General features: G+C 53.3%; 18 protein-coding genes and 1 tRNA gene. 11 read left to right on the top strand and 8 right to left on the bottom strand.

The annotated features are described in order from the left end of the window. Positions 1-15: 15 nt before the first annotated feature. Entirely contained in the window at positions 16-675 is a 660-nt protein-coding gene (gene ccmB / locus ACNT1W_RS19355) for a heme exporter protein CcmB (protein ID WP_012146103.1), read from the bottom strand. Further along, a complete protein-coding gene (ccmA, locus tag ACNT1W_RS19360) occupies positions 675-1,307 on the bottom strand; it encodes a cytochrome c biogenesis heme-transporting ATPase CcmA (protein ID WP_419246880.1) in 633 nt (210 codons plus the stop codon). Before ccmA ends, ccmB begins: the two co-directional genes overlap by 1 nt. A gap of 251 nt (positions 1,308-1,558) precedes the next feature. On the opposite strand from ccmA, the gene ACNT1W_RS19365 reads away from it, so the two are divergent. The 4 genes from ACNT1W_RS19365 (at position 1,559) to dsdC (ending at position 4,533) form a co-directional block, all read left to right on the top strand. Beyond that, positions 1,559-2,488: a formate/nitrite transporter family protein gene (locus ACNT1W_RS19365; RefSeq protein ID WP_419246029.1), complete on the top strand. Its 930-nt coding sequence runs from the start codon at positions 1,559-1,561 to the stop codon at positions 2,486-2,488. Positions 2,489-2,618: 130 nt separating this feature from the next. Then, a tRNA-Arg gene (locus tag ACNT1W_RS19370) sits at positions 2,619-2,693 on the top strand. 185 nt (positions 2,694-2,878) lie between these two features. Beyond that, on the top strand, positions 2,879-3,418 hold the full coding sequence (locus ACNT1W_RS19375) for a DUF2058 domain-containing protein (RefSeq protein ID WP_041419001.1): 540 nt from the start codon (positions 2,879-2,881) through the stop codon (positions 3,416-3,418). Between the two features lie 185 nt (positions 3,419-3,603). Continuing rightward, positions 3,604-4,533: a DNA-binding transcriptional regulator DsdC gene (gene dsdC, locus ACNT1W_RS19380; protein ID WP_017893544.1), complete on the top strand. Its 930-nt coding sequence runs from the start codon at positions 3,604-3,606 to the stop codon at positions 4,531-4,533. 337 nt (positions 4,534-4,870) lie between these two features. Here the strand turns inward: dsdC and ACNT1W_RS19385 are convergent, their stop codons facing one another. After that, the gene (locus ACNT1W_RS19385; protein WP_419246030.1) at positions 4,871-5,794 is read right to left on the bottom strand and encodes a DMT family transporter; all 924 of its coding nucleotides are present in this window, start codon (positions 5,792-5,794) and stop codon (positions 4,871-4,873) included. 89 nt (positions 5,795-5,883) lie between these two features. After that, complete coding sequence (locus ACNT1W_RS19390) at positions 5,884-6,174, bottom strand: hypothetical protein (protein WP_261131578.1); 291 nt, start codon at positions 6,172-6,174, stop codon at positions 5,884-5,886. A 422-nt stretch (positions 6,175-6,596) separates the two neighbouring features. On the opposite strand from ACNT1W_RS19390, the gene ACNT1W_RS19395 reads away from it, so the two are divergent. Continuing rightward, positions 6,597-7,748, top strand: a complete 1,152-nt coding sequence (locus ACNT1W_RS19395) for a porin (protein ID WP_419246031.1) — start codon at positions 6,597-6,599, stop codon at positions 7,746-7,748. A gap of 56 nt (positions 7,749-7,804) precedes the next feature. Here ACNT1W_RS19395 and mltB read toward each other — a convergent pair whose 3' ends face one another. Then, complete coding sequence (gene mltB, locus ACNT1W_RS19400) at positions 7,805-8,890, bottom strand: lytic murein transglycosylase B (RefSeq protein WP_026142471.1); 1,086 nt, start codon at positions 8,888-8,890, stop codon at positions 7,805-7,807. Between the two features lie 289 nt (positions 8,891-9,179). Here mltB and ACNT1W_RS19405 point away from each other — a divergent pair, with 289 nt between their 5' ends. Together ACNT1W_RS19405 and ypdK are read left to right on the top strand one after the other, a co-directional pair. Continuing rightward, positions 9,180-9,620, top strand: coding sequence for a hypothetical protein (locus ACNT1W_RS19405; RefSeq protein WP_329910910.1), 441 nt, complete (start codon positions 9,180-9,182; stop codon positions 9,618-9,620). 558 nt (positions 9,621-10,178) lie between these two features. Beyond that, the gene (ypdK, locus tag ACNT1W_RS19410; protein WP_112349011.1) at positions 10,179-10,253 is read left to right on the top strand and encodes a membrane protein YpdK; all 75 of its coding nucleotides are present in this window, start codon (positions 10,179-10,181) and stop codon (positions 10,251-10,253) included. A gap of 234 nt (positions 10,254-10,487) precedes the next feature. Here ypdK and alaC read toward each other — a convergent pair whose 3' ends face one another. Both alaC and ACNT1W_RS19420 read right to left on the bottom strand, forming a co-directional pair. Continuing rightward, positions 10,488-11,723, bottom strand: a complete 1,236-nt coding sequence (alaC, locus tag ACNT1W_RS19415) for an alanine transaminase (RefSeq protein ID WP_261131573.1) — start codon at positions 11,721-11,723, stop codon at positions 10,488-10,490. Positions 11,724-11,844: 121 nt separating this feature from the next. Beyond that, a complete protein-coding gene (locus ACNT1W_RS19420; protein ID WP_115184134.1) occupies positions 11,845-12,384 on the bottom strand; it encodes a GNAT family N-acetyltransferase in 540 nt (179 codons plus the stop codon). Between the two features lie 188 nt (positions 12,385-12,572). Here ACNT1W_RS19420 and ACNT1W_RS19425 point away from each other — a divergent pair, with 188 nt between their 5' ends. The 4 genes from ACNT1W_RS19425 (at position 12,573) to ACNT1W_RS19440 (ending at position 17,903) form a co-directional block, all read left to right on the top strand. Continuing rightward, positions 12,573-13,820, top strand: coding sequence for a DUF1479 domain-containing protein (locus ACNT1W_RS19425; RefSeq protein ID WP_419246032.1), 1,248 nt, complete (start codon positions 12,573-12,575; stop codon positions 13,818-13,820). A 109-nt stretch (positions 13,821-13,929) separates the two neighbouring features. Continuing rightward, positions 13,930-15,621: a LytS/YhcK type 5TM receptor domain-containing protein gene (locus ACNT1W_RS19430; RefSeq protein WP_419246881.1), complete on the top strand. Its 1,692-nt coding sequence runs from the start codon at positions 13,930-13,932 to the stop codon at positions 15,619-15,621. After that, a complete protein-coding gene (locus ACNT1W_RS19435; protein WP_261131571.1) occupies positions 15,618-16,352 on the top strand; it encodes a LytR/AlgR family response regulator transcription factor in 735 nt (244 codons plus the stop codon). Before ACNT1W_RS19430 ends, ACNT1W_RS19435 begins: the two co-directional genes overlap by 4 nt. 324 nt (positions 16,353-16,676) lie before the next feature. Further along, positions 16,677-17,903 (top strand): OFA family MFS transporter, encoded by a 1,227-nt coding sequence (locus ACNT1W_RS19440; RefSeq protein ID WP_017893556.1) that lies wholly within the window; start codon positions 16,677-16,679, stop codon positions 17,901-17,903. A 63-nt stretch (positions 17,904-17,966) separates the two neighbouring features. Here ACNT1W_RS19440 and glk read toward each other — a convergent pair whose 3' ends face one another. Then, positions 17,967-18,932: a glucokinase gene (glk, locus tag ACNT1W_RS19445; RefSeq protein ID WP_112363913.1), complete on the bottom strand. Its 966-nt coding sequence runs from the start codon at positions 18,930-18,932 to the stop codon at positions 17,967-17,969. Between the last annotated feature and the right edge of the window lie 74 nt (positions 18,933-19,006).

Below are 19,006 nucleotides of genomic sequence, written 5' to 3' on the forward strand. Positions count from 1 at the left end.
ATTTCAATATGTTAGCTAGTGCACGCTCACTCGCAGCGCTGCTGCGGTAGCGAACGGTGCCAGCGTGATACTGCCCGCCAGCATGGCACCCAGAATCGCCAGGTAACCGTCTATTGGCATCCCCATAGAGGCGGCATCGATGGCCGCGGTGGAAAATATCAACACCGGGATATACAGCGGCAGCACCAGCAGGCTAAGCAGCACGCCGCCCTTGCGCAGCCCGACGGTCAGCGCCACGCCGATAGCACCAATCAGACTCAGCGTCGGCGTACCCAGCAGCAGCGTAAATGCCACCGCCAGCCAGGTATTGATATCCAACGACAGCAGCAACGCCACCAGCGGCGACAGGATTAACAGGGGTAGGCCTGTTACCACCCAGTGAGCACATACTTTGCCTAACACCGTCATTGGCAGCGGCGTCGGCAGTAACAGCAGTTGCTCCAGCGAGCCATCAAGAAAGTCATCGCGAAACAAGCGTTCCAGCGACAACAGCGCCGCCAGCAGCGCAGCGACCCAAATAATCCCCGGAGATATACGCGCCAGTAACTGCGGCTCCGGCCCAATCCCTAACGGAAACAGCGTGATAACAATCAGAAAGAACCACAGCGGATTAACGATTTCCGACCCTTTGCGAAAGGCAATCTTCAGCTCGCGGCGCAATACGGTCAAAAACATCAAACAGTCTCCATGCGGTTTTCCGTCAGGCTGATTTTACCTACCGCCTGCGTTACGCCGGCCAAATCCTGATGGGTGGTCAACAATACCATGCCGCCCTGCTGCGCATGTTGCTCAAAAAGGCTAATTAATTCAGCCACGCCCTGCTTGTCGATGGCCGTCAGCGGCTCATCCAGGATCCACAACGGGCTGTCGCTGAGCCACAAACGCGCCAGGGCAACCCGGCGTTGCTGCCCGGCGGAAAGCTGCGCCACCGGTAAATCCTCATAACCCACTAACCCTACCTGCTCCAGCGCCTGCCAAATGGCCTGACGATCGGGAACGCTACTCATCGCCTGGTAAAACTGCAGGTTCTCAAAGGGCGTTAACATAGTTTTAATCCCCGGCTGATGGCCAAGGAACAACAAATCCTGATGGTAACGTTCACGATGGCGCAACGTATTTTGCCCGTGCCAGTGGACTTCACCGCCCTCCGGGCGCGCCAGGCCGGCCAAAATGCGCAGCAGGCTGGTTTTGCCCGCACCGTTCGGCCCTTCCACCTGAATAATATCGCCCGGTTTCACCGTAAAGCTTAACGCGCTAAACAGGGTGCGTTCATCGCGGACGCAACTCAGATTTTTAGCTTCCAGCATCGGAGAACTCATATTTTTCTTTGGGATAGCGATCATAGCATAAGCCATCTGCGGCACGTAGCCCGCCGCAGGGCACTCAGCTACTCCAATAGGGGTAATATTGCGCCCCAGATCAATAATGCGAAGAAAAAACCGGCGGCGTTAAACTCTTGTTACTTTTTTCTGCAATTTGCGACCTGGCTTTCGGCCTATCGGTGGGCCAGCTATGCTTAATCCGTGACCCCGGCAGCAGTTTAAGGAGAGAGCAGATAATGAGCGACTCACTACAGCGCCCGAAGACGGACAGCGACGATCCTCTGCAGGTGGAGAGCAAAGAGCATGAACAGGGCAAGAGCGAAATCGAGGTAAAGGAACAGAACCTGCCCTCACGCGCGGCGGCGGTGCATGAACAGATCCGCATGGAGGGTGAGAAAGAACTGGAGCGTGACTGGCTGGCCTTGCTGTGGTCAGCGGTGGCCGCCGGGCTGTCGATGGGGGCCTCCCTGATGGCCAAGGGTATTTTTCACGCCCGGTTGCCGGACGACCCCAGCCGTTTCTTTATCGAGAATATTGGCTACACCTTTGGCTTTATCATCGTGATTATGGCCCGCCAGCAGCTGTTTACCGAAAACACCGTGACCGCCGTACTGCCGATCATGCACAAACCGACGCCGAGAAATTTCGTCATCCTGTTCCGCCTGTGGGGCGTGGTGTTGCTCGGCAACCTGATTGGCACCGGGCTGGTGTCACTGGCGTTTATTCACATGCCGATTTTTGATGAAAACACTCGCAGCGCCTTCGTTAGCCTGTCGGAAGAAGTGATGCAAAACTCACCGTCAGAAATGTTCGCCAACGGTATTTTGGCCGGCTGGATCATCGCCACCATGGTGTGGATGTTCCCTTCCGCCGGGGCCGCCAAGATTTGGGTGATCGTCCTGATGACCTATCTGGTGGCGATCTGCGATCTGACCCATATCGTGGTCGGATCGGTAGAGATCCTTTATCTGGTGTTTAGCGGTGTCATCCCCTGGCAAGATTTTATCTACCCATTCGCCATTCCGACGCTGGCCGGCAACATTATCGGCGGCACCTTTATCTTTGCGTTAATCAGCCATGCGCAGATCCGCAATGATATGAGCGATAAAAACAAAGCGGCGCGGCTGGAGGCAGAAAAACAGACTGCCAGGGCGAGAAAACCGTGATCGCGGTCAGCGCAGCACGCGAAAATCAGTGCATATTGGCGATGGAATGAGCAAACGCACCGCTAAGCGCTTATTCTGCGGGTAAAAAAAGGTATACTGCCCCGGCAGCCTCAGGTTGCCAGCCCGCAGCGTCCCCGTAGTTAAACGGATATAACAAGCCCCTCCTAAGGGCTAGTTACTGGTTCGATTCCAGTCGGGGACACCATAAGCCTATTGCCCCCCACTATCGAAATCCGCAAAAACCGCGCCACACAAGGCCTTAAGCCATTTTCGTCGTCTAAATACTTCGCTGTTATCAGCATGATGCGTGAGCACTTCCCACAATCTGGCACAGATTCCAGGATTAAAGGTATAATCGCAGATACTATTTACTCGATTTTAGAAACGAACATGACAAAACTAACATTACAAGAGCAGATGCTTAAAGCCGGATTGGTCAACAGTAAGAAACTGGCGAAAGTGCAAAAAACCGCTAAAAAATCACGCGTTCAGGCTCGTGAGGCCAGAGAGGCGGTGGAAGTCAATAAAAAGGCACAAATCGAACGTGATAAACAGCTGAGTGAGCAACAAAAGCAAGCTGCCCTGTCTAAAGAGTATAAGGCTCAGGTAAAACAGTTAATTGAAATGAACAGGATCGTTATTTCAAAAGGAAATATCAGCTATAACTTCACAGACAATAATTTAATTAAAAATATCAATGTGGATAAAACGACTCAAACTCAGCTAATTAATGGTCGTCTCGCCATTGCGCGTCTGCTTGCGGAGAATGGCGTTGATAGCGAATACGCAATTATACCCGCGATCGTGGCCGATAAAATTGCGCAACGTGATGCGAGCAGTATTGTGTTAAATGCAGCGCTTAGCCAGGAAGCACAGGACGAAGAAGATCCTTATGCCGACTTTGTTGTTCCTGATGATTTGATGTGGTAGGAAAAAAGCACGTACTGCTATCACATAGCTGTCATATATTTCGGCATGTTAGTTTAGGGCAATGGGCTGTGACCATTGCCTTACCTCAAAAGCCCCTATTCTCACAGTCATCCAAGAATAAATCGTATTTTAGTTCCACTGATTAAAATGTTAATATTGCTCTGTGTCGCGAATGGAGTAATAGCATGTTCCCCAACAAGAAATATTCACAACGGGCCAATCCGTTAACCAGCTATCAATTTTCACGGTTGCATACTTTTGAATGCGTCGCTCGTCACCTCTCCTTTTCATTGGCGGCGGAAGAACTGTCAATTACCCCCAGCGCTGTAAGTCACAGAATCAACCTGCTGGAAAAAGAGCTGGGCTTTCTTTTATTTCAACGTTTTCACCGCAGAATTACGCTCACACCGGAAGGAGAGCGGATGCAATGGTCGTTAAGCAACTCCTTCGATGCCCTGACTCAGGAAATTCTTGATATTAAAAACCGAGAGCTGACGGGCACCCTGACCATTTATTCCCACCCCTCCATCGTCCAATGCTTGCTGATTCCGCGGATCGGCGAATTTATTGCCCAGTACCCCACCATTCATTTGAACATTCTCACCGGGCAGGAGAATATCAACCTGGCCAACCGCGGCGTTGATTTAGCACTGTACTTTGGGCTTCTGCCGTCAGGTAAACAGCTGGACGAAACCTTTATGTCGGAGTCCATGGTGCCGATCTGCACTGCGCAATACGCCAAAACGCATGACCTCTACAATGCTCCTGAAAACCTGGCGCACTGCACCCTGTTGCATGACCGATATAATTCGGGTGAAGACGAGTGGCTGACCTGGGCACAACATTTTGATTTAGGGCTGGATACCGACAGCAAAAGCATGGAGTTCGATCGCTCAGATTTGGCGGTGCTGGCGGCGACACAGCATCTTGGCGTCGCCATGGGCCGACTCAATCTGGTGCAAGACTGGATCAAAAGCGGTGAGCTGATTATCCCCTTTACCAACATGACCCTGCCCTGCGAACACTGCTATTTTGTGTCGACCATATCCGAACGTCAGTGGCCGAAAATTATCGCGTTCAAACAGTGGATGATGAAAATAGAGCCTCTGGTCTGATTGCCAGAGGCATTGGCCGGTGGTTTAAAAAGGATTACCAAGTCTTGGGAGTATAAGAAAAATCGAGTGCGCAGCTGTATAACTGCCCGGCCTTTGAGTAATAAATATGTTTGCGGCTGTTATCCCATACCACAGTATAGTTATTGGAAAATTTTATTATCTCGACCGGCGTCTGGTTAGATAACCGACCGCGCTTAGTACTTTTCACCACAAAAAAATCGCCATTATCACTGAGCGTGATCAAAGGATAGCCCCAGGCATATTTCGATATTTGCATAGTGATGGTGAATTGGCTTTCACAACTTATTTGATAGGTATTAACATCAACATCCATAGTTTATATTTTAGGTACAATCCCTCTGTTGAGATAAAATAAATAAGAACAGCTCACGACAATCAAACCTAAAACGATCAGGATAGAACCCAATACAAACTCAATCTGCAACGGCTCCCCCAATATCACTACCCCGGCTAAAATACCAAAAATGGGCGTCATAAAGGTCAGAATGCCCAACGAGGACGCCTGATAATCACGCAGCAGAGAAAACCAGATCAAATAGCTGATAAAAGAAACCACCAGCGTTTGGAATATCAGGCTGGTCCAGGCTAATGCCGTCAGGTTGAAATGAACGCTCTGCGTGGTTATCGCCAGCAGAGATAACAAAATGCAGGCTCCCGAGAGCTGAAACAATAATGTTTGTTTTGATGAGCAGTTTGCCAACCCGGTAGTGCGAATGACAATGGTTGAGCCGCCCCATGACATTCCCGCCAACAGCCCGTAAATATCGCCACGCAATGAGTTCTCTGCGCCCGAACTGTCACTCATCCCGGAGATGGCGAGCACCACGCCGCCAAAAGCGATGGCAATACCGACCCATTGTATCAACGACAGCCGCTCATGGCGGATAACAAAATGCAGACCGATGGCGGAAAACAAGGGGGCAGTATACAAAAAGACCGCCATATGCGATGCGCTGGTATAGCGCAACCCTTCGGAAACGAAGAAGAATTCCAACGCGAATAAAAAACCGACGCACAGACCTGCTAACAGCGTGGGGCGATCAAATACGAACTTTTCGCGACGGTAACGCGCCAGGAGATAAACCGCCAAAGCGGCAATGCCCGACCGAATGGGGATTTGCAGTACGGCAGAAATGTCCGGCTCGGCGGCCTTGATCGCTACCTGCTGCAGCCCCCATATGGCGCATATCATCATCATGGCGGCGGCAGCTCTGCTATCTATGTTTTTTCTGGCACTCATCACACCACCTCAGCCGCTTAAATAAAAACACACCCTTCCCTCACCGCTAATAAAATGGTGATGGATAAATCCGAGAAAAATATAAAAGGTTAGTCTTTATAAACCACTATTTCCTGGTACATCTTAATGACTTCATTATCACTATCGACTTCACCGGTATATTCCGTTTGTTGCGCCACGTGGGTCACCTTCCAGCCCCGCTTGGCCAACTCAGGGATGGTGACGCGCCCAATATCACGACAGGTAAAGAGGGTGTCATCACTCAGCCTGAGATTACCAATACTTGCATAATCATAAGCTTGTGACTGGCAAACGTGCGACTCAGCCGCCATCAAGGGTAATGGCAACAGACCGACAATCAACATTAAACACTTTTTCATAGCCCTCTCCATGCCTCTTATTAACCTTATCCATTTTGCAGATATCACTTTGGTCAATTACGTTATATCCGCTTATTTAAATATCTTTCTGCGCGATGAAATTACACGATATATACCATTCACTGACAAGTGAAAAATATAAACCTTCGTGTTAGCTGAATTCATCCGAACATCATCGTCATTGCTGCGCCATTAAGTTAGGTTTTTACACCGCCTGACGGCATCGCGGCACTTCACTGCTGACAGTTACAGAAAAAACCAATAATTAGCAGGAAAAGTAACTTTTTGTGACGCACATTGTGTTACATATGCATTTCGCTTCACCCACGCTAAAAGCAATGAAAACGCTCAGAAAATTTCCTGAGCAAATCACTGATGCCAGAAGGTTCAGTGAGGTCGGCAAGTACACACAGGGATAAAAAATGACATACAAATTGCGCGCATTAACCCAGGCAATTGCTCTGGGACTGGTCGTTGGCAGTGCTTCTTTCGCCGCCCAGGCTGAAATTACCCTGCTAAAGCAGGATCAACAGGCGGGCGATCCGCTGAGCCGTCTTAATTTTACCGTCGGCGGCAGCATCCGTCCGCAGTTCAACAATATGACCGGCGATGGTGATAAAGGCTCTTACAAACGTAACGGTTTTGACGGCGGAACCCGCTTCCGCTTCGCCGCCGATTACTACCTGTTCGACGACATAAGCTGGATCAGCTACTACGAGCTGGGGGTGAATATCCCTGCGCTGTTCAACTGGGATAACCACTATGCAGAGGGCGCCAACAACACCAGCCGCCGCATGTTGTACACCGGTTTGAAAAGCAAAACCTGGGGACAATTGACCTTTGGTCAACAAAACAGCGTGTACTACGACGTGGTTGGCGCCAAAACCGATATCTGGGATTACGACATGCTGGCCCAGGCTCCGGGGAACGGCATCAACGGGGATTACGACGGATCTTACCGTTCACGTAAAATGCTGAAGTATAAAAATACCTTCGGCGATGCGGATGTGTATGCCTCTTACCTGTTCAGCGATAACGAGTACCTGCCGGGTAATGGCCTGCGCTACAAGCGCGAGGGAGGCGGTTCATTGGGTGTGGATTACCACCTGACGCCGGACCTGACCTGGGGCACCGCGTGGAACTATACCCGCGCCGAGATGCGTGACCCTGCCACCCACGCTACGAAAGATTATGACCAGAACATCCTGGGTACCGCGCTGAGCTGGAAACCGGATAACTGGACGCTGACCTTTGGCGGCGGCTGGTACAACAACTTCCTGACCACCAAAAAAGCCGACGTTAACGACTACTTTGCCGGTGACGCCTGGGGTATTGAATATCTGGCCGGTTACACCGTGCCGGTAGGGCAATATGCGGTGAAATCCGTGATGCCGTACTTTATGGGTGACCGTTTGCAGTACGTCAGCGGCCGCGATTATCAGCGTATTGATAACGGCCTGGGCGTGACCGTGCAGTTTGATTACGGTTTCCGCGTCGATGTGGAACACGTGCTGACGTCAAGCACCGACAACCTGGGCGATATGACGCTGGTGCGTCTGCGTTACGATTTCTAATCGCTACCGACGTAAAAAAGGCCGCTTCCGCGGCCTTTTTCAGTTTTGGAACCCAATCAGAATCCGCCGCGCGCCGAACGGCCCACCGCTTCGCCCAACTGCCACACCGCCATCGCATAATGGGTACTGTGGTTGTAGCGGGTAATGGTGTAGAAGTTGGGTAAACCGTACCAATACTGGTAGCTGGTCCCCATATCCAGGCGCAGCAGGCTGGCTTCCTGATTGCCACCAAGCGACCCTTGCGGCGTCAGCCCAGCTTCCGACAAACTGGCCACCGAATAGCGGGTTTTAAAGCCATTTTCCAACCCCGGTGCCTGGCCGCTGGCCGGCACGGCCACAGGTTCACCCTTGGTCCAGCCGTGCGCTTTAAAGTAGTTGGCGACGCTGCCGATGGCATCCACCGGATCCCACAGGTTAACGTGGCCGTCACCGTTGAAATCAACCGCGTAACTCTTGAACGAGGACGGCATAAACTGACCGTAACCCATGGCGCCGGCGAAGGAGCCGCGTAGCTCCAGCGGATCATCCCCTTCGGTACGTGACATCAACAGGAAGGTTTCCAGCTCGCCGGCAAAGTAATCGGCACGGCGAGGATAGTCGAACGCCAGGGTAGACAGCGCATCGATAATGCGGGTTTTACCCATCACGCGGCCCCAGCGGGTTTCAACGCCGATAATGCCGACAATGATCTCTGGTGGCACGCCATAGGTCTGATAAGCACGCTGCAGCGCGTCCTGATACTGATTCCAGAACTGCACACCGTTTTGCACGTTATCCGGCGTAATAAATTTATTGCGGTAACGCAGCCAGGAGCCATTAGGGCCGGACGGTGCCTGGGTCGTTGGCGTCGGCGCCTGACGATCCATCAGCCGCAGTACAGAGTCTAACCGCCTGGCCTGGGCCAGAACGTCATGCAACTGCTGCCGATCGAAACCGTGTTCCTGCACCATTTTATCGATAAAACGGGCGGTGTTCGGATTGTTGGCAAAATCGCCCCCCAACGGCTGACCGGAATGCGCTGGTGTCAGTAGAAAACCGCCTTTCACGGTGTTGTCCTGAGGCGTGGCTGGGGTCGACTTCGGCCCGCTGCTACAGGCAGTGAGTAAGGTAAGCAGAGGGAGAAGAACAACTAAATGACGCATCGGATATCCATATAAGCCAGGCCAGTGATAAGTGTGGGTTATGTTAATCCATTGTCAGGTGCGAACAAACCGGATTATGTCGCCGATCACACCGCCACAAGCCAAAACTCAAGAAAACGTGACGAGCAGCACAGAAACAACGAAAGACTTAGGGTAAGTAGCTGCACCAACGGCAACCAATACCTGCAGCCAATGAGAACAACTATCATCTCCACCCGGTACAACACTGGCTATCTGCAGGCCAAGCAGTCACAATGCCGCATCACTCCCGGTCCAAACAGGAAATACCATGTCTTGCCACTACCCCGCCCAATACACCTTTGATAACGACAGCGACGCCTGGCAGATTCAGTTTCGTGATTTTCCTCAGCAACAGGCTGCCTGCTATAAGCGTGAAGACATCGAACTGGAAGCACAGGAAAGCCTGCTGATTGCCATCGCGCTGGAAATGGAAGAAGGCCGCCCGGTACCGCCCCCTTCTCGTGCCTTGCCGGATGAGCTGGCGATCCACCTGCCGGTGCTGGTTAAACTCAAGCTCGAGTTGCATAACATTATGCTGGCCGATACCACTTCCAAAGCCAGCCTGGCGCGTAAACTGGGCTTTAACGCCGGCCAAATGGACCGCCTGTTGGATGTGGCCTATGCCTCCAAGGTAGAAGCGTTGGAACAGGCTCTTTACCTGTTGGGATATGAAGTACAAACCTCGGTAGCAGAGATCCGCCAGCAATAAGAAAAATATTTTATTCGGGGGCTAAATTTTCTCCATTTTTCGCCGATGTGTTCATTACCGAATCATCAAGAGCAAAAAGTGAAGGCTAAAAATGGAGTGGAGCCGCCGCAATATCTGGGCCGTAATTCTGCTGTGTTGCCTTGTCTTCTGGGCCATCCTGCTGACCGGTGCCAACGCCGTCGCCTAATCCCTTTTCATAACATCACAGCAAGCATAATTATAAAGCCCGCTTCAGCGGGCTAATCCTTTTTTGCCTGATGAAAAAGGTAAATAAAAATCGTTTAGAAACAGTCACGCCTGGTTAAAAAACCGTCAAAAAGTGTGATCAAAAACACAGTATTGTAATCAGGCTGAGATTGGGAGTACATTAACGCCGATCCTGTCGTGGTTCATGTTTTACCTCACGGACTTTGAAGCACGACAACCGGGTAATCTGTGGTCAAGGACGTTGTTCTTCCTCTTGAAGGATCCGCCTCTCCATCACCGACTATCCACAAAATACTCAGCACAACAATCGGGATCATTGGCTTGCGAGGGACTCCAGAAGGGAGTTGTTCAGTGAAATATTTCGTATTTGGCGTTTCATTCATGTTGGTTACATGGATTGGCACCTTTATGCTGATGGTTGCATAACCAAGGCATAACCGGGAATAAAGATCGGGAATATAGATAAAGGGGCGCACAGCGCCCCTTTGTTGTTTCTGAATGGGGCTATTTCCCCGGCATCATGCGGCGCAGAGTGTTATCGACTGCGGTACCTGCCACTCTTCGAGCGGCGAGTGGTAGCCGGTGTGCCATGCCGCCGACGCAATCCCAACCGAACCAACATCAGTAAAAAACCGGCGTGAATACGCCGGCCTGAAGTGATTATTTGGTGGTTGCCGGGCTGCTCTTGGCCGGTTTGATCAGCCCATCAGCCCGGAACATGGCTTTGATGCCGCGAACGGCCTGACGGATACGATCCTGATTTTCTATCAGCGCGAAACGCACGTGGGTGTCACCGTAGTCACCAAAGCCAATGCCCGGCGATACGCACACCTTGGCTTCCGCCAACAGACGTTTGGCAAACTCCAGTGAACCGAGATGCGCATAAGGCTCGGGGATTTTGGCCCAGACATACATCGCCGCTTTCGGGTTTTCCACCATCCAGCCCGCTTCATGCAGCCCTTTCACCAGCACATTGCGGCGCTGACGGTACTGTTCCGCAATATCCCGCACGCACTGCTGATCGCCTTCCAACGCGGCGATGGCAGCCACCTGCAACGGAGTGAAGGTCCCGTAGTCGTGATAACTCTTAATCCGCGCCAGCGCGTTGACCAGCTCCGGGTTACCGACCATAAAGCCGATGCGCCAGCCCGCCATGTTGTAACTTTTCGACAGGGTGAAAAACTCCACCGCGATATCCTTGGCGCCGGGCACCTGCATAATCGAGGGCGCTTTCCAACCGTCATAAACGATGTCGGCATAGGCCAGATCGTGGACTACCAGCACGTTGTACTGTTTGGCCAACGCGACCACGCGTTCAAAGAAGTCCAGCTCTACGCACTGGGCGGTCGGGTTTGACGGGAAGCCGAGGATCATCATTTTCGGACGTGGAATGGTTTCACGAATGGCGCGCTCCAGCTCGCCAAAGAAATCCACTCCCTCCACCAGCGGCACCGAACGCACCTGAGCACCGGCAATCACCGCACCGTAAATGTGGATCGGGTAGCTCGGATTCGGCACCAACACGGTATCACCGTGGTCGAGCGTCGCCAGCATCAGGTGTGCCAGCCCTTCTTTTGAACCTATGGTAACAATGGCTTCGCTTTCGGGATCGATCTCCACCTGGTAGCGATCGGCATACCAGCGTGAAATGGCACGGCGCAAACGCGGGATCCCCCGCGAAGTGGAGTAGCCATGGGTATCGTCACGCTGGGCAACGGTACAGAGCTTTTCCACGATGTGCGGCGGGGTTGGCCCGTCGGGGTTGCCCATGCTGAAATCGATGATATCCTCGCCACGACGGCGCGCAGCCATCTTGAGTTCGGCGGTGATGTTGAATACGTAAGGGGGAAGACGTTCAATACGCGTGAAACGGCGTTGCGGACTATTATCAGCCATAGATACCTCGAAGAGACGTTAGCGCCCGGACCATCCGAGCGACGCTGGCCAACCTAAAGATTGACCGGATATTGAACATATCCCAGCCTCGACAGGCTTGTCGAGACCCAGTACAACTTTTTTATTCCCCGGCCTTAAATTCCCTCGCCAGCAGCCCGAAGTGCCAGTCATCACGCCACTGCCCCGCCAGCCGGTAATTATCGCGCAGCGTACCTTCCAGCAGAAAGCCACAGGACTCCAGCAACCGGCGCGAGGCAATATTGCCTGCGGTCACCGTCGCGGTCAGCTTATGGAAACCGCAGCCATTAAAACCAAAGTCCAGCACCGCACGCAGTGATTCCTTGCCATAGCCCTTACCTTGCGCGGACGGCAGCAAGGCGTACCCCACTTCCGCCTGTTGATTAGGCTGCCACATCGGACGAAAACCGGTCATGCCAGCCACTTCGCCGCTCTCTTTCTCTCGCAACACCAGGCACAACCATTGATCCAAATGCTTGTCCCAGGTTGGTAAACGGGCCTCGAAACGACTGAGGATGCCCTCATCGCTGTACGGGTCGGAGATGTAACGGATCACATCAGGATCCTTATACAGGCTTAAAAACAGCGGCCAGTCATCGGCAGTCAACGACTCCAGGGTCAAACGCTCAGTTACCAACTTCATTGCTTCTGTCTCCTAAAAACAAAGATCTCCGAAAAACGAAAATGAGGAAGTTACGAATGAAAGATATCCCTTTATTTTCCCCTATTAAATCCAGATAATCATTAACGTCAAAACAACAAAACCATAACGCCTTACCCGGTCCCCTACAACCGTCCGTCGTTGCTCATCCGCAACACGAGGAGAACACCATGGCTTCCTTACAGATTGACGATATTCCAGGCGCAATTAAAACCATCAAACAACAACTGCGCCAGGCATTACCGAATTACCGTGAGACCTTCCTGGTACTGGAAGACAATATCCGTCAGCAGGTCGAACAAATCCGCCAGGAGCTGGCCGCCGGTCAAAACCCGGTGCCGCAAATCGACGCCGAAGATATCCTTCAACAGCGCGTCAGCGAGCAGCAAAAAGCGCTGATTAAACAGCGCGGTGCCTGCGCCATTCGCGGCGTTTTTCCCCGTGATAAGGCTACGGCCTGGAACCGGGAAATCGGCGACTACCTCGACCGCAACAACTTCGTCGAACGTCTGAAAGGGGCCGCCGAAGACAACTACTTCGGCAAACTGGCCGCCAGCAAGCCCCAAATCTACGGCATTTACTGGTCAAAACCGCAGGTGGAAGCCCGCCAGGACGCCAGAATGCACGCGGTACAGGTATTCCTTAACAGCCTGTGGGAAACCGAAAGCAACGGAAAACAGCATTTTGACCCGACGCGCGTCGCCACCTACGCCGATCGCACCCGTCGCCGTCCGCCGAACTCCTCTTCGCTGGGCCTGTCGCCGCACGTAGACAGCGGCACCATTGAGCGCTGGCTGGATGAAAACTTCCGTTACGTCTATCGCCACGTGTTCTCCGGCAACTGGCAGGATTATGATCCGTTCGCCGCCGACGGCCGCACCGAAGTGCGTGAAATCGCTTCACCGGCAGTGTGCTCGATGTTCCGCACCTTCCAGGGCTGGACGGCCCTGACGCCGCAGCGCACCAATGCCGGCACGCTGAATCTGGTGCCGGTGGCCAACGCCATGGCTTATGTGTTGCTGCGTGCGCTGCAGGATGACGTCGCCGACGATGATCTGTGCGATGCCGCCCCAGGACGGGCACTTTCGATCTCCGAAAAATGGCATCCCCTTTTAATCAGTGGGATTTCCCCTATTCCCGATTTAGAGCCGGGTGATACGGTTTTCTGGCACTGCGACGTGATCCACGCGGTGGAAAATGAGCATAACGGCGAATTCGACAGCAACGTAATGTACATCGCTGCCGCGCCGGGCTGCGAGAAAAATGATGCCTACCTGCAACGTCAGTTGCCCAGCTTTATCGCCGGCAAAACCCCGCCGGATTTCGCCCCTGATGATTTCGAAGTGGACTTCGTCGGCCGGGCCACGGTTGACCTGCTGACAGCGCTCGGCAAGGAACAGTTGGGCATTAATAAATAATACGCTGCCCCGTGGCGCGCCGCCCGGCCGTCACGGGGTCAATTCGCTGTGATATACTCCCGGTATCTTTCCGCCGCAGCGAGAGCCCGCCGTGCACCCCTTTTTTGAAATGCTGTTAGCGGTATTTGATCGCGCCGCGTTGATGTTGATCTGCCTGTTTTTCCTCACTCGCACCCGGTTGTTCCGCCAGTTGCTGCAAAAAGAGGACCATACGCCGCTGGAGTTGGCCATGGTCACCGCCATCTTCTCGCTGTTTGCCCTGTTCAGCACCTATTCCGGTGTTAACGTTGAAGGTTCGCTGGTCAACGTACGGGTGATCGCCATCATGGCCGGCGGCATTCTGTTCGGCCCCTGGGTGGGGATCATTACCGGCATCATTGCCGGGGTGCATCGCTACCTGATAGATATCGATGGCATTACCTCGGTTCCCTGCCTGATCACCAGTATCATTGCCGGGATCGGTGCCGGGTATATCAACCTGAAGGTGAAGAAAGAACAGCGCTGGCGCGCCGGGATCATCGGCGGCATGCTGTGTGAATGCCTGACCATGCTGCTGATCGTACTGTGGGCCAGGCCGACCGAACTGGGGCTGGATATCGTCTCCAAAATTGCCCTGCCGATGATCCTCGGCACGGTGTGCATTGGCCTGATCGTGCTGCTGGTGCAGAGCGTGGAAGACGAAAAAGAAGTGATCGCTGCCCGCCAGGCCAAGCTGGCGCTGGATATTGCCCGCAAAACGCTGCCGTATTTTCGCAATATCAACAGTGAAACGCTGGCCACCATCTGCGACATCATTCGCCACGACATTCAGGCCGACGCGGTTGCCATCACCGATACCCATCAGGTGCTGGCCTATGTCGGGGTGGGGGAAGAAGCCTACCCGATTGGCCGTGAAGGCCTGAGTCGCGTGACCCGTGAAAGCATCCGGCACGGCAAGATCATTATCAAAAATAATCTGGAAAACCCGGCCACGCCGCAGATCCACTCGCAATTGGTGATCCCGCTGTGGGAGAAAGGCGAAGTGACCGGCGCGCTGAAAATTTACTACTGCCACGCCCATCAGATCACCAATACGCTGAAAGTGATGGCGGTCGGCCTGTCGCAGATTATCTCCACCCAAATGGAAGTCTCGCGTATTGAGCATCTGCGCCAGATGGCGGACAAAGCGGAAATGCGCGCCCTGCAAAGCAAGATCAACCCGCACTTCCTTTTCAACGCGCTTAACGCCATTTCGTCCTCGATCCGCACCAATCCGGACACCGCGCGCCAACTGATTATCAACCTGTCACGCTACCTGCGCTATAACCTGGAGCTGAATGACGAGTTAATCGACATCCGCAAAGAGTTGCACCAAATCCAGGATTATATTGCCATCGAACAGGCGCGCTTCGGCGCCAAACTGACGGTGATTTATGACATCGATGACGATATTTCGGTACGCATCCCCAGCCTGCTGATCCAGCCACTGGTGGAAAACGCCATCGTGCACGGTATCCAACCCTGTAAAGGCAAAGGCGTGGTGGTGATTGCGGTGAAAGATCAGGGTGACCGGGTCAAGATTTCAGTCAAAGATACCGGCCACGGCATCGACCCACTGGTCATCGAACGGGTGGCCCGCAACGAGATGCCAGGGCACAACATCGGTCTGCTGAACGTGCATCACCGGGTGTCCCTGCTGTACGGCGAAGGGCTTCGCATCCGTCGCCTGGAACCCGGCACCGAAATTGCCTTTTACATCAGCAAAAATGGCGGCAAACTGCCGGTAGAGAACAATATACTGCCGGCCGGGGAGCTCTCATGAAAGCCATCATCGTTGAAGACGAGTTCCTCGCGCAGGAAGAACTCAGTTACCTGATTAAAAAACACAGCAATATCGTTATCGAAGCCACCTTCGAGGACGGGCTGGACGTGCTGAAATACCTGCAGACCCATCAGGTTGACGCCATTTTTCTCGATATCAATATCCCGTCGCTGGACGGGGTACTGCTGGCGCAGAACATCAGCAAATTCGCACACCGTCCTTCTATTGTGTTTATCACCGCCTATAAAGAGCATGCGGTGGAAGCATTCGAAATCGAGGCCTTTGACTATATCCTCAAGCCCTATCACGAAGCGCGTATCGTCACCATGCTGCAGAAGCTGGAAGCGCTGCATAGCCGCCCCGCCACTTTACCGGAGCAGGCCAGCGCACCGAATCGCAGCAGCCACAGCATTAACCTGATCAAAGACGAGCGCATTATCGTTACCGACATCAACGACATTTACTATGCCGCCGCCGATGAGAAAGTGACGCGGGTTTATACCCGGCGTGAAGAGTTTGTGATGCCGATGAACCTGACCGAGTTTTACGGGCGCCTGCCTGAAGAGCATTTCTTCCGCTGCCACCGTTCCTACTGCGTCAATCTGTCTAAAATCCGCGAGATCGTGCCCTGGTTCAACAACACTTATATTCTGCGGTTGAGCGATCTGGATTTTGAAGTGCCGGTCAGCCGCAGCAAGGTGAAAGAGTTTCGCAAACTGATGCGTTTATAATCGCCGGCCGTTACCAGCGGCTACCGTCCAATAATGACCGTGATTATCGCGATCGCCTGCGGGTGATCGGCGATATATCGCTAACATTCTTGATTTAGATCACGCGCCACCCGCTGCATTTCATCCCCTTTTAAGCCTTAAAACGGCAACTCATGCCGCGGTAGATGCATTTCATTCCTTCCCTTGTGCAACTCATTCCCGATCCGCCGCCGGCTGGTACTACCAGCCATATAATATGCCCATACCGCGGGGTTCAAGACAGCGCCCGCAAATTTCAGCCAACGGCTAACGCCCGGCAATGCACACACAGGAAGGAGCCCGGCCATGAACACCAAACCGGCAAATCGCAGCTTAATCGTTCTGGGTACCATCATCTGCCAGATGGGTCTCGGTACTATCTATACCTGGAGTCTGTTCAACCAGCCGTTGGTCGACAAGTTCCACTGGGGCCTCGCTGACGTCGCCACCACCTTCTCCATCACCAGCTTCTTCCTGGCCTTCGCCACTTTATTTGCCGGCAAACTGCAGGAACGCTTCGGGATCCGTAACCTGACCCTGTGCTCTGGCATCCTGGTGGGTCTGGGTCTGATTGCCAGCGCCTACGTCAGCTCACTGAATATGGTTTATCTGCTGGCCGGGGTGGTGGTCGGTTTCGCGGTAGGTATCGCTTATATCTCTACCCTGTCCAACCTGATTAAATGGTTCCCGGCCAACAAAGGGCTGATCTCCGGTATTTCGGTGGGGGCTTTCGGTAGCGGTAGCCTGCTGTTCAAATACGTTAACGCCGCGTTGATTGCCGACGTTGGTGTGTCCTCTGCCTTCTTCTACTGGGGTGCCATTGTGATGGCGCTGATTGTTCTGGGCTCCCTGCTGTTGAAAGAGCCGGTACTGGTGAGCCAGTCTGCACAGCAAGGGACCAACGGCCTGGGCAATGACTTCAGCGTCCGCCAAATGCTGGCGACCAAAGAAGCTTACCTGCTGTTCATCATCTTCTTCGCGGCTTGTATGAGTGGTCTGTATCTGATTGGTATCGTGAAAGACATGGGCGTACAACTGGCTGGGATGGACCTGGCTACCGCCGCCAACACCGTTTCCGCCGTCGCCATCTTTAACACCGCAGGCCGTATTATTCTGGGTACGCTGTCCGATAAAGTGGGCCGCATGCGCGTCATCAGCTTTACCATGCTGGTCACCGTTCTGGCGATTGTGGCGCTGAGCTTCCTGACGCTGAACCACACCCTGTTCTTCATCTGCGTCGGTGCCGTCGCCTTCTGCTTCGGTGGCAACATCACCGTATTCCCAGCGATTGTCGGTGACTTCTTCGGCCTGAAAAACCACAGCAAAAACTACGGCATTATCTATCAGGGCTTCGGTCTGGGCGCACTGGCCGGTTCGTTTGTCGCCAAATACTTCGGCGGTTTCCATGCGACCTTCATCGTGATTGGCGTGCTGTCAGTGGCTTCTCTGATAATCACCCTGTTCATCAAGGCACCGAAAGCGGTCGCGCAGGAAGAAGAACACTTCTCACAGGCGCAGCTGGCAAAAGCCTAACGCCTAAAACGATAAAAGGGGCGCAACTTAACGGTTGCGCCCCTTTTTTAATTGCTGCGATTATTACAGATGCATACCCAGCGTCTGGCGCAGGTGAGCGCCGGCACCCAGCAAACCGGGTTGTCCATGGGTGATCATAAAGACCGGAATGTCGTGCACGTAATCCTTGAAACGCCCCTTATCCTCGAACGCCGCACGGAAACCGGAGGCTTTGAAGAACTCCATAAAGCGCGGCACGATGCCACCGGCAATGTAAACGCCGCCAAAGGTGCCGAGGTTCAGCGCCAGATTGCCGCCGAAACGCCCCAAAATAACGCAGAACAGCGACAGGGCGCGGCGACAGTCGATACAACTGTCAGCCAGTGCGCGCTCGGTAATGTCCTTCGGCTCCAGCTTTTCCGGCAGGCGGTTATCGGACTTGACGATAGCGCGGTAAAGATTGACCAGCCCCGGCCCGGACAGCACTCGCTCGGCAGACACATGGCCCACTTCAGCGCGTAACACCTCCAGAATGATATCTTCCTCTTCACTGTTCGGTGCGAAATCAACGTGGCCACCCTCGCCCGGCAGGCTCACCCAGCGACGATTAACGTGCACCAGATGTGCCACCCCCAAACCCGTCCCGGCACCATACACCGCAATAGGTTTGTCTTTCTGCGCGCTACCACCGCCGAACTGCAATACATCCTCTGGCGACAGCATCGGGATCGCCATCGAAACGGCGGTAAAGTCGTTGATCACTTCCAGATGGCTCAGCCCCAGACTGGCCTTCATCTGTTTAATCGAAAACGCCCAGGTATGATTGGTCATCGCCACCCAGTCTTCAGTGACCGGACAGGCAATGGCAATACAGGCGTCCTGTACCTGGATATCCTGATCTTTTAAGTATTGGCGGATTACCGCCTCCAGGCTGTCAAACTCCAGGCCGGAATAGGTTTTCGCCTGGGTAATTTCACCCGTCGCCACAGTGCACAACGCCAGGCGGGCATTGGTGCCGCCTACATCACCTACGAGGGCATAAGTCATCAGTATCTTCTCCGCGAAATGAATAATAGAAAGCTGCCCACACTGTAAAATCCCGCTGCAAAAACAACAATCACCAT

This window comes from Serratia sp. NFX21, assembly GCF_048517035.1.
Classification (GTDB): domain Bacteria; phylum Pseudomonadota; class Gammaproteobacteria; order Enterobacterales; family Enterobacteriaceae; genus Serratia; species Serratia quinivorans.

Excerpts from the sequence above, each read along its gene's own strand:
- ccmB (WP_012146103.1), bottom strand. The coding sequence starts at position 675 with ATGTTTTTGACCGTATTGCGCCGCGAGCTGAAGATTGCCTTTCGCAAA.
- mltB (WP_026142471.1), bottom strand. The coding sequence starts at position 8,890 with ATGCGTCATTTAGTTGTTCTTCTCCCTCTGCTTACCTTACTCACTGCC.
- ACNT1W_RS19365 (WP_419246029.1), top strand. The coding sequence starts at position 1,559 with ATGAGCGACTCACTACAGCGCCCGAAGACGGACAGCGACGATCCTCTG.
- ACNT1W_RS19440 (WP_017893556.1), top strand. The coding sequence starts at position 16,677 with ATGAACACCAAACCGGCAAATCGCAGCTTAATCGTTCTGGGTACCATC.
- ACNT1W_RS19435 (WP_261131571.1), top strand. The coding sequence starts at position 15,618 with ATGAAAGCCATCATCGTTGAAGACGAGTTCCTCGCGCAGGAAGAACTC.
- ACNT1W_RS19385 (WP_419246030.1), bottom strand. The coding sequence starts at position 5,794 with ATGAGTGCCAGAAAAAACATAGATAGCAGAGCTGCCGCCGCCATGATG.
- alaC (WP_261131573.1), bottom strand. The coding sequence starts at position 11,723 with ATGGCTGATAATAGTCCGCAACGCCGTTTCACGCGTATTGAACGTCTT.
- ACNT1W_RS19390 (WP_261131578.1), bottom strand. The coding sequence starts at position 6,174 with ATGAAAAAGTGTTTAATGTTGATTGTCGGTCTGTTGCCATTACCCTTG.
- ccmA (WP_419246880.1), bottom strand. The coding sequence starts at position 1,307 with ATGCTGGAAGCTAAAAATCTGAGTTGCGTCCGCGATGAACGCACCCTG.
- ACNT1W_RS19430 (WP_419246881.1), top strand. The coding sequence starts at position 13,930 with ATGCTGTTAGCGGTATTTGATCGCGCCGCGTTGATGTTGATCTGCCTG.
- ACNT1W_RS19375 (WP_041419001.1), top strand. The coding sequence starts at position 2,879 with ATGACAAAACTAACATTACAAGAGCAGATGCTTAAAGCCGGATTGGTC.
- ACNT1W_RS19425 (WP_419246032.1), top strand. The coding sequence starts at position 12,573 with ATGGCTTCCTTACAGATTGACGATATTCCAGGCGCAATTAAAACCATC.
- dsdC (WP_017893544.1), top strand. The coding sequence starts at position 3,604 with ATGTTCCCCAACAAGAAATATTCACAACGGGCCAATCCGTTAACCAGC.
- ACNT1W_RS19420 (WP_115184134.1), bottom strand. The coding sequence starts at position 12,384 with ATGAAGTTGGTAACTGAGCGTTTGACCCTGGAGTCGTTGACTGCCGAT.
- ACNT1W_RS19405 (WP_329910910.1), top strand. The coding sequence starts at position 9,180 with ATGTCTTGCCACTACCCCGCCCAATACACCTTTGATAACGACAGCGAC.
- ACNT1W_RS19395 (WP_419246031.1), top strand. The coding sequence starts at position 6,597 with ATGACATACAAATTGCGCGCATTAACCCAGGCAATTGCTCTGGGACTG.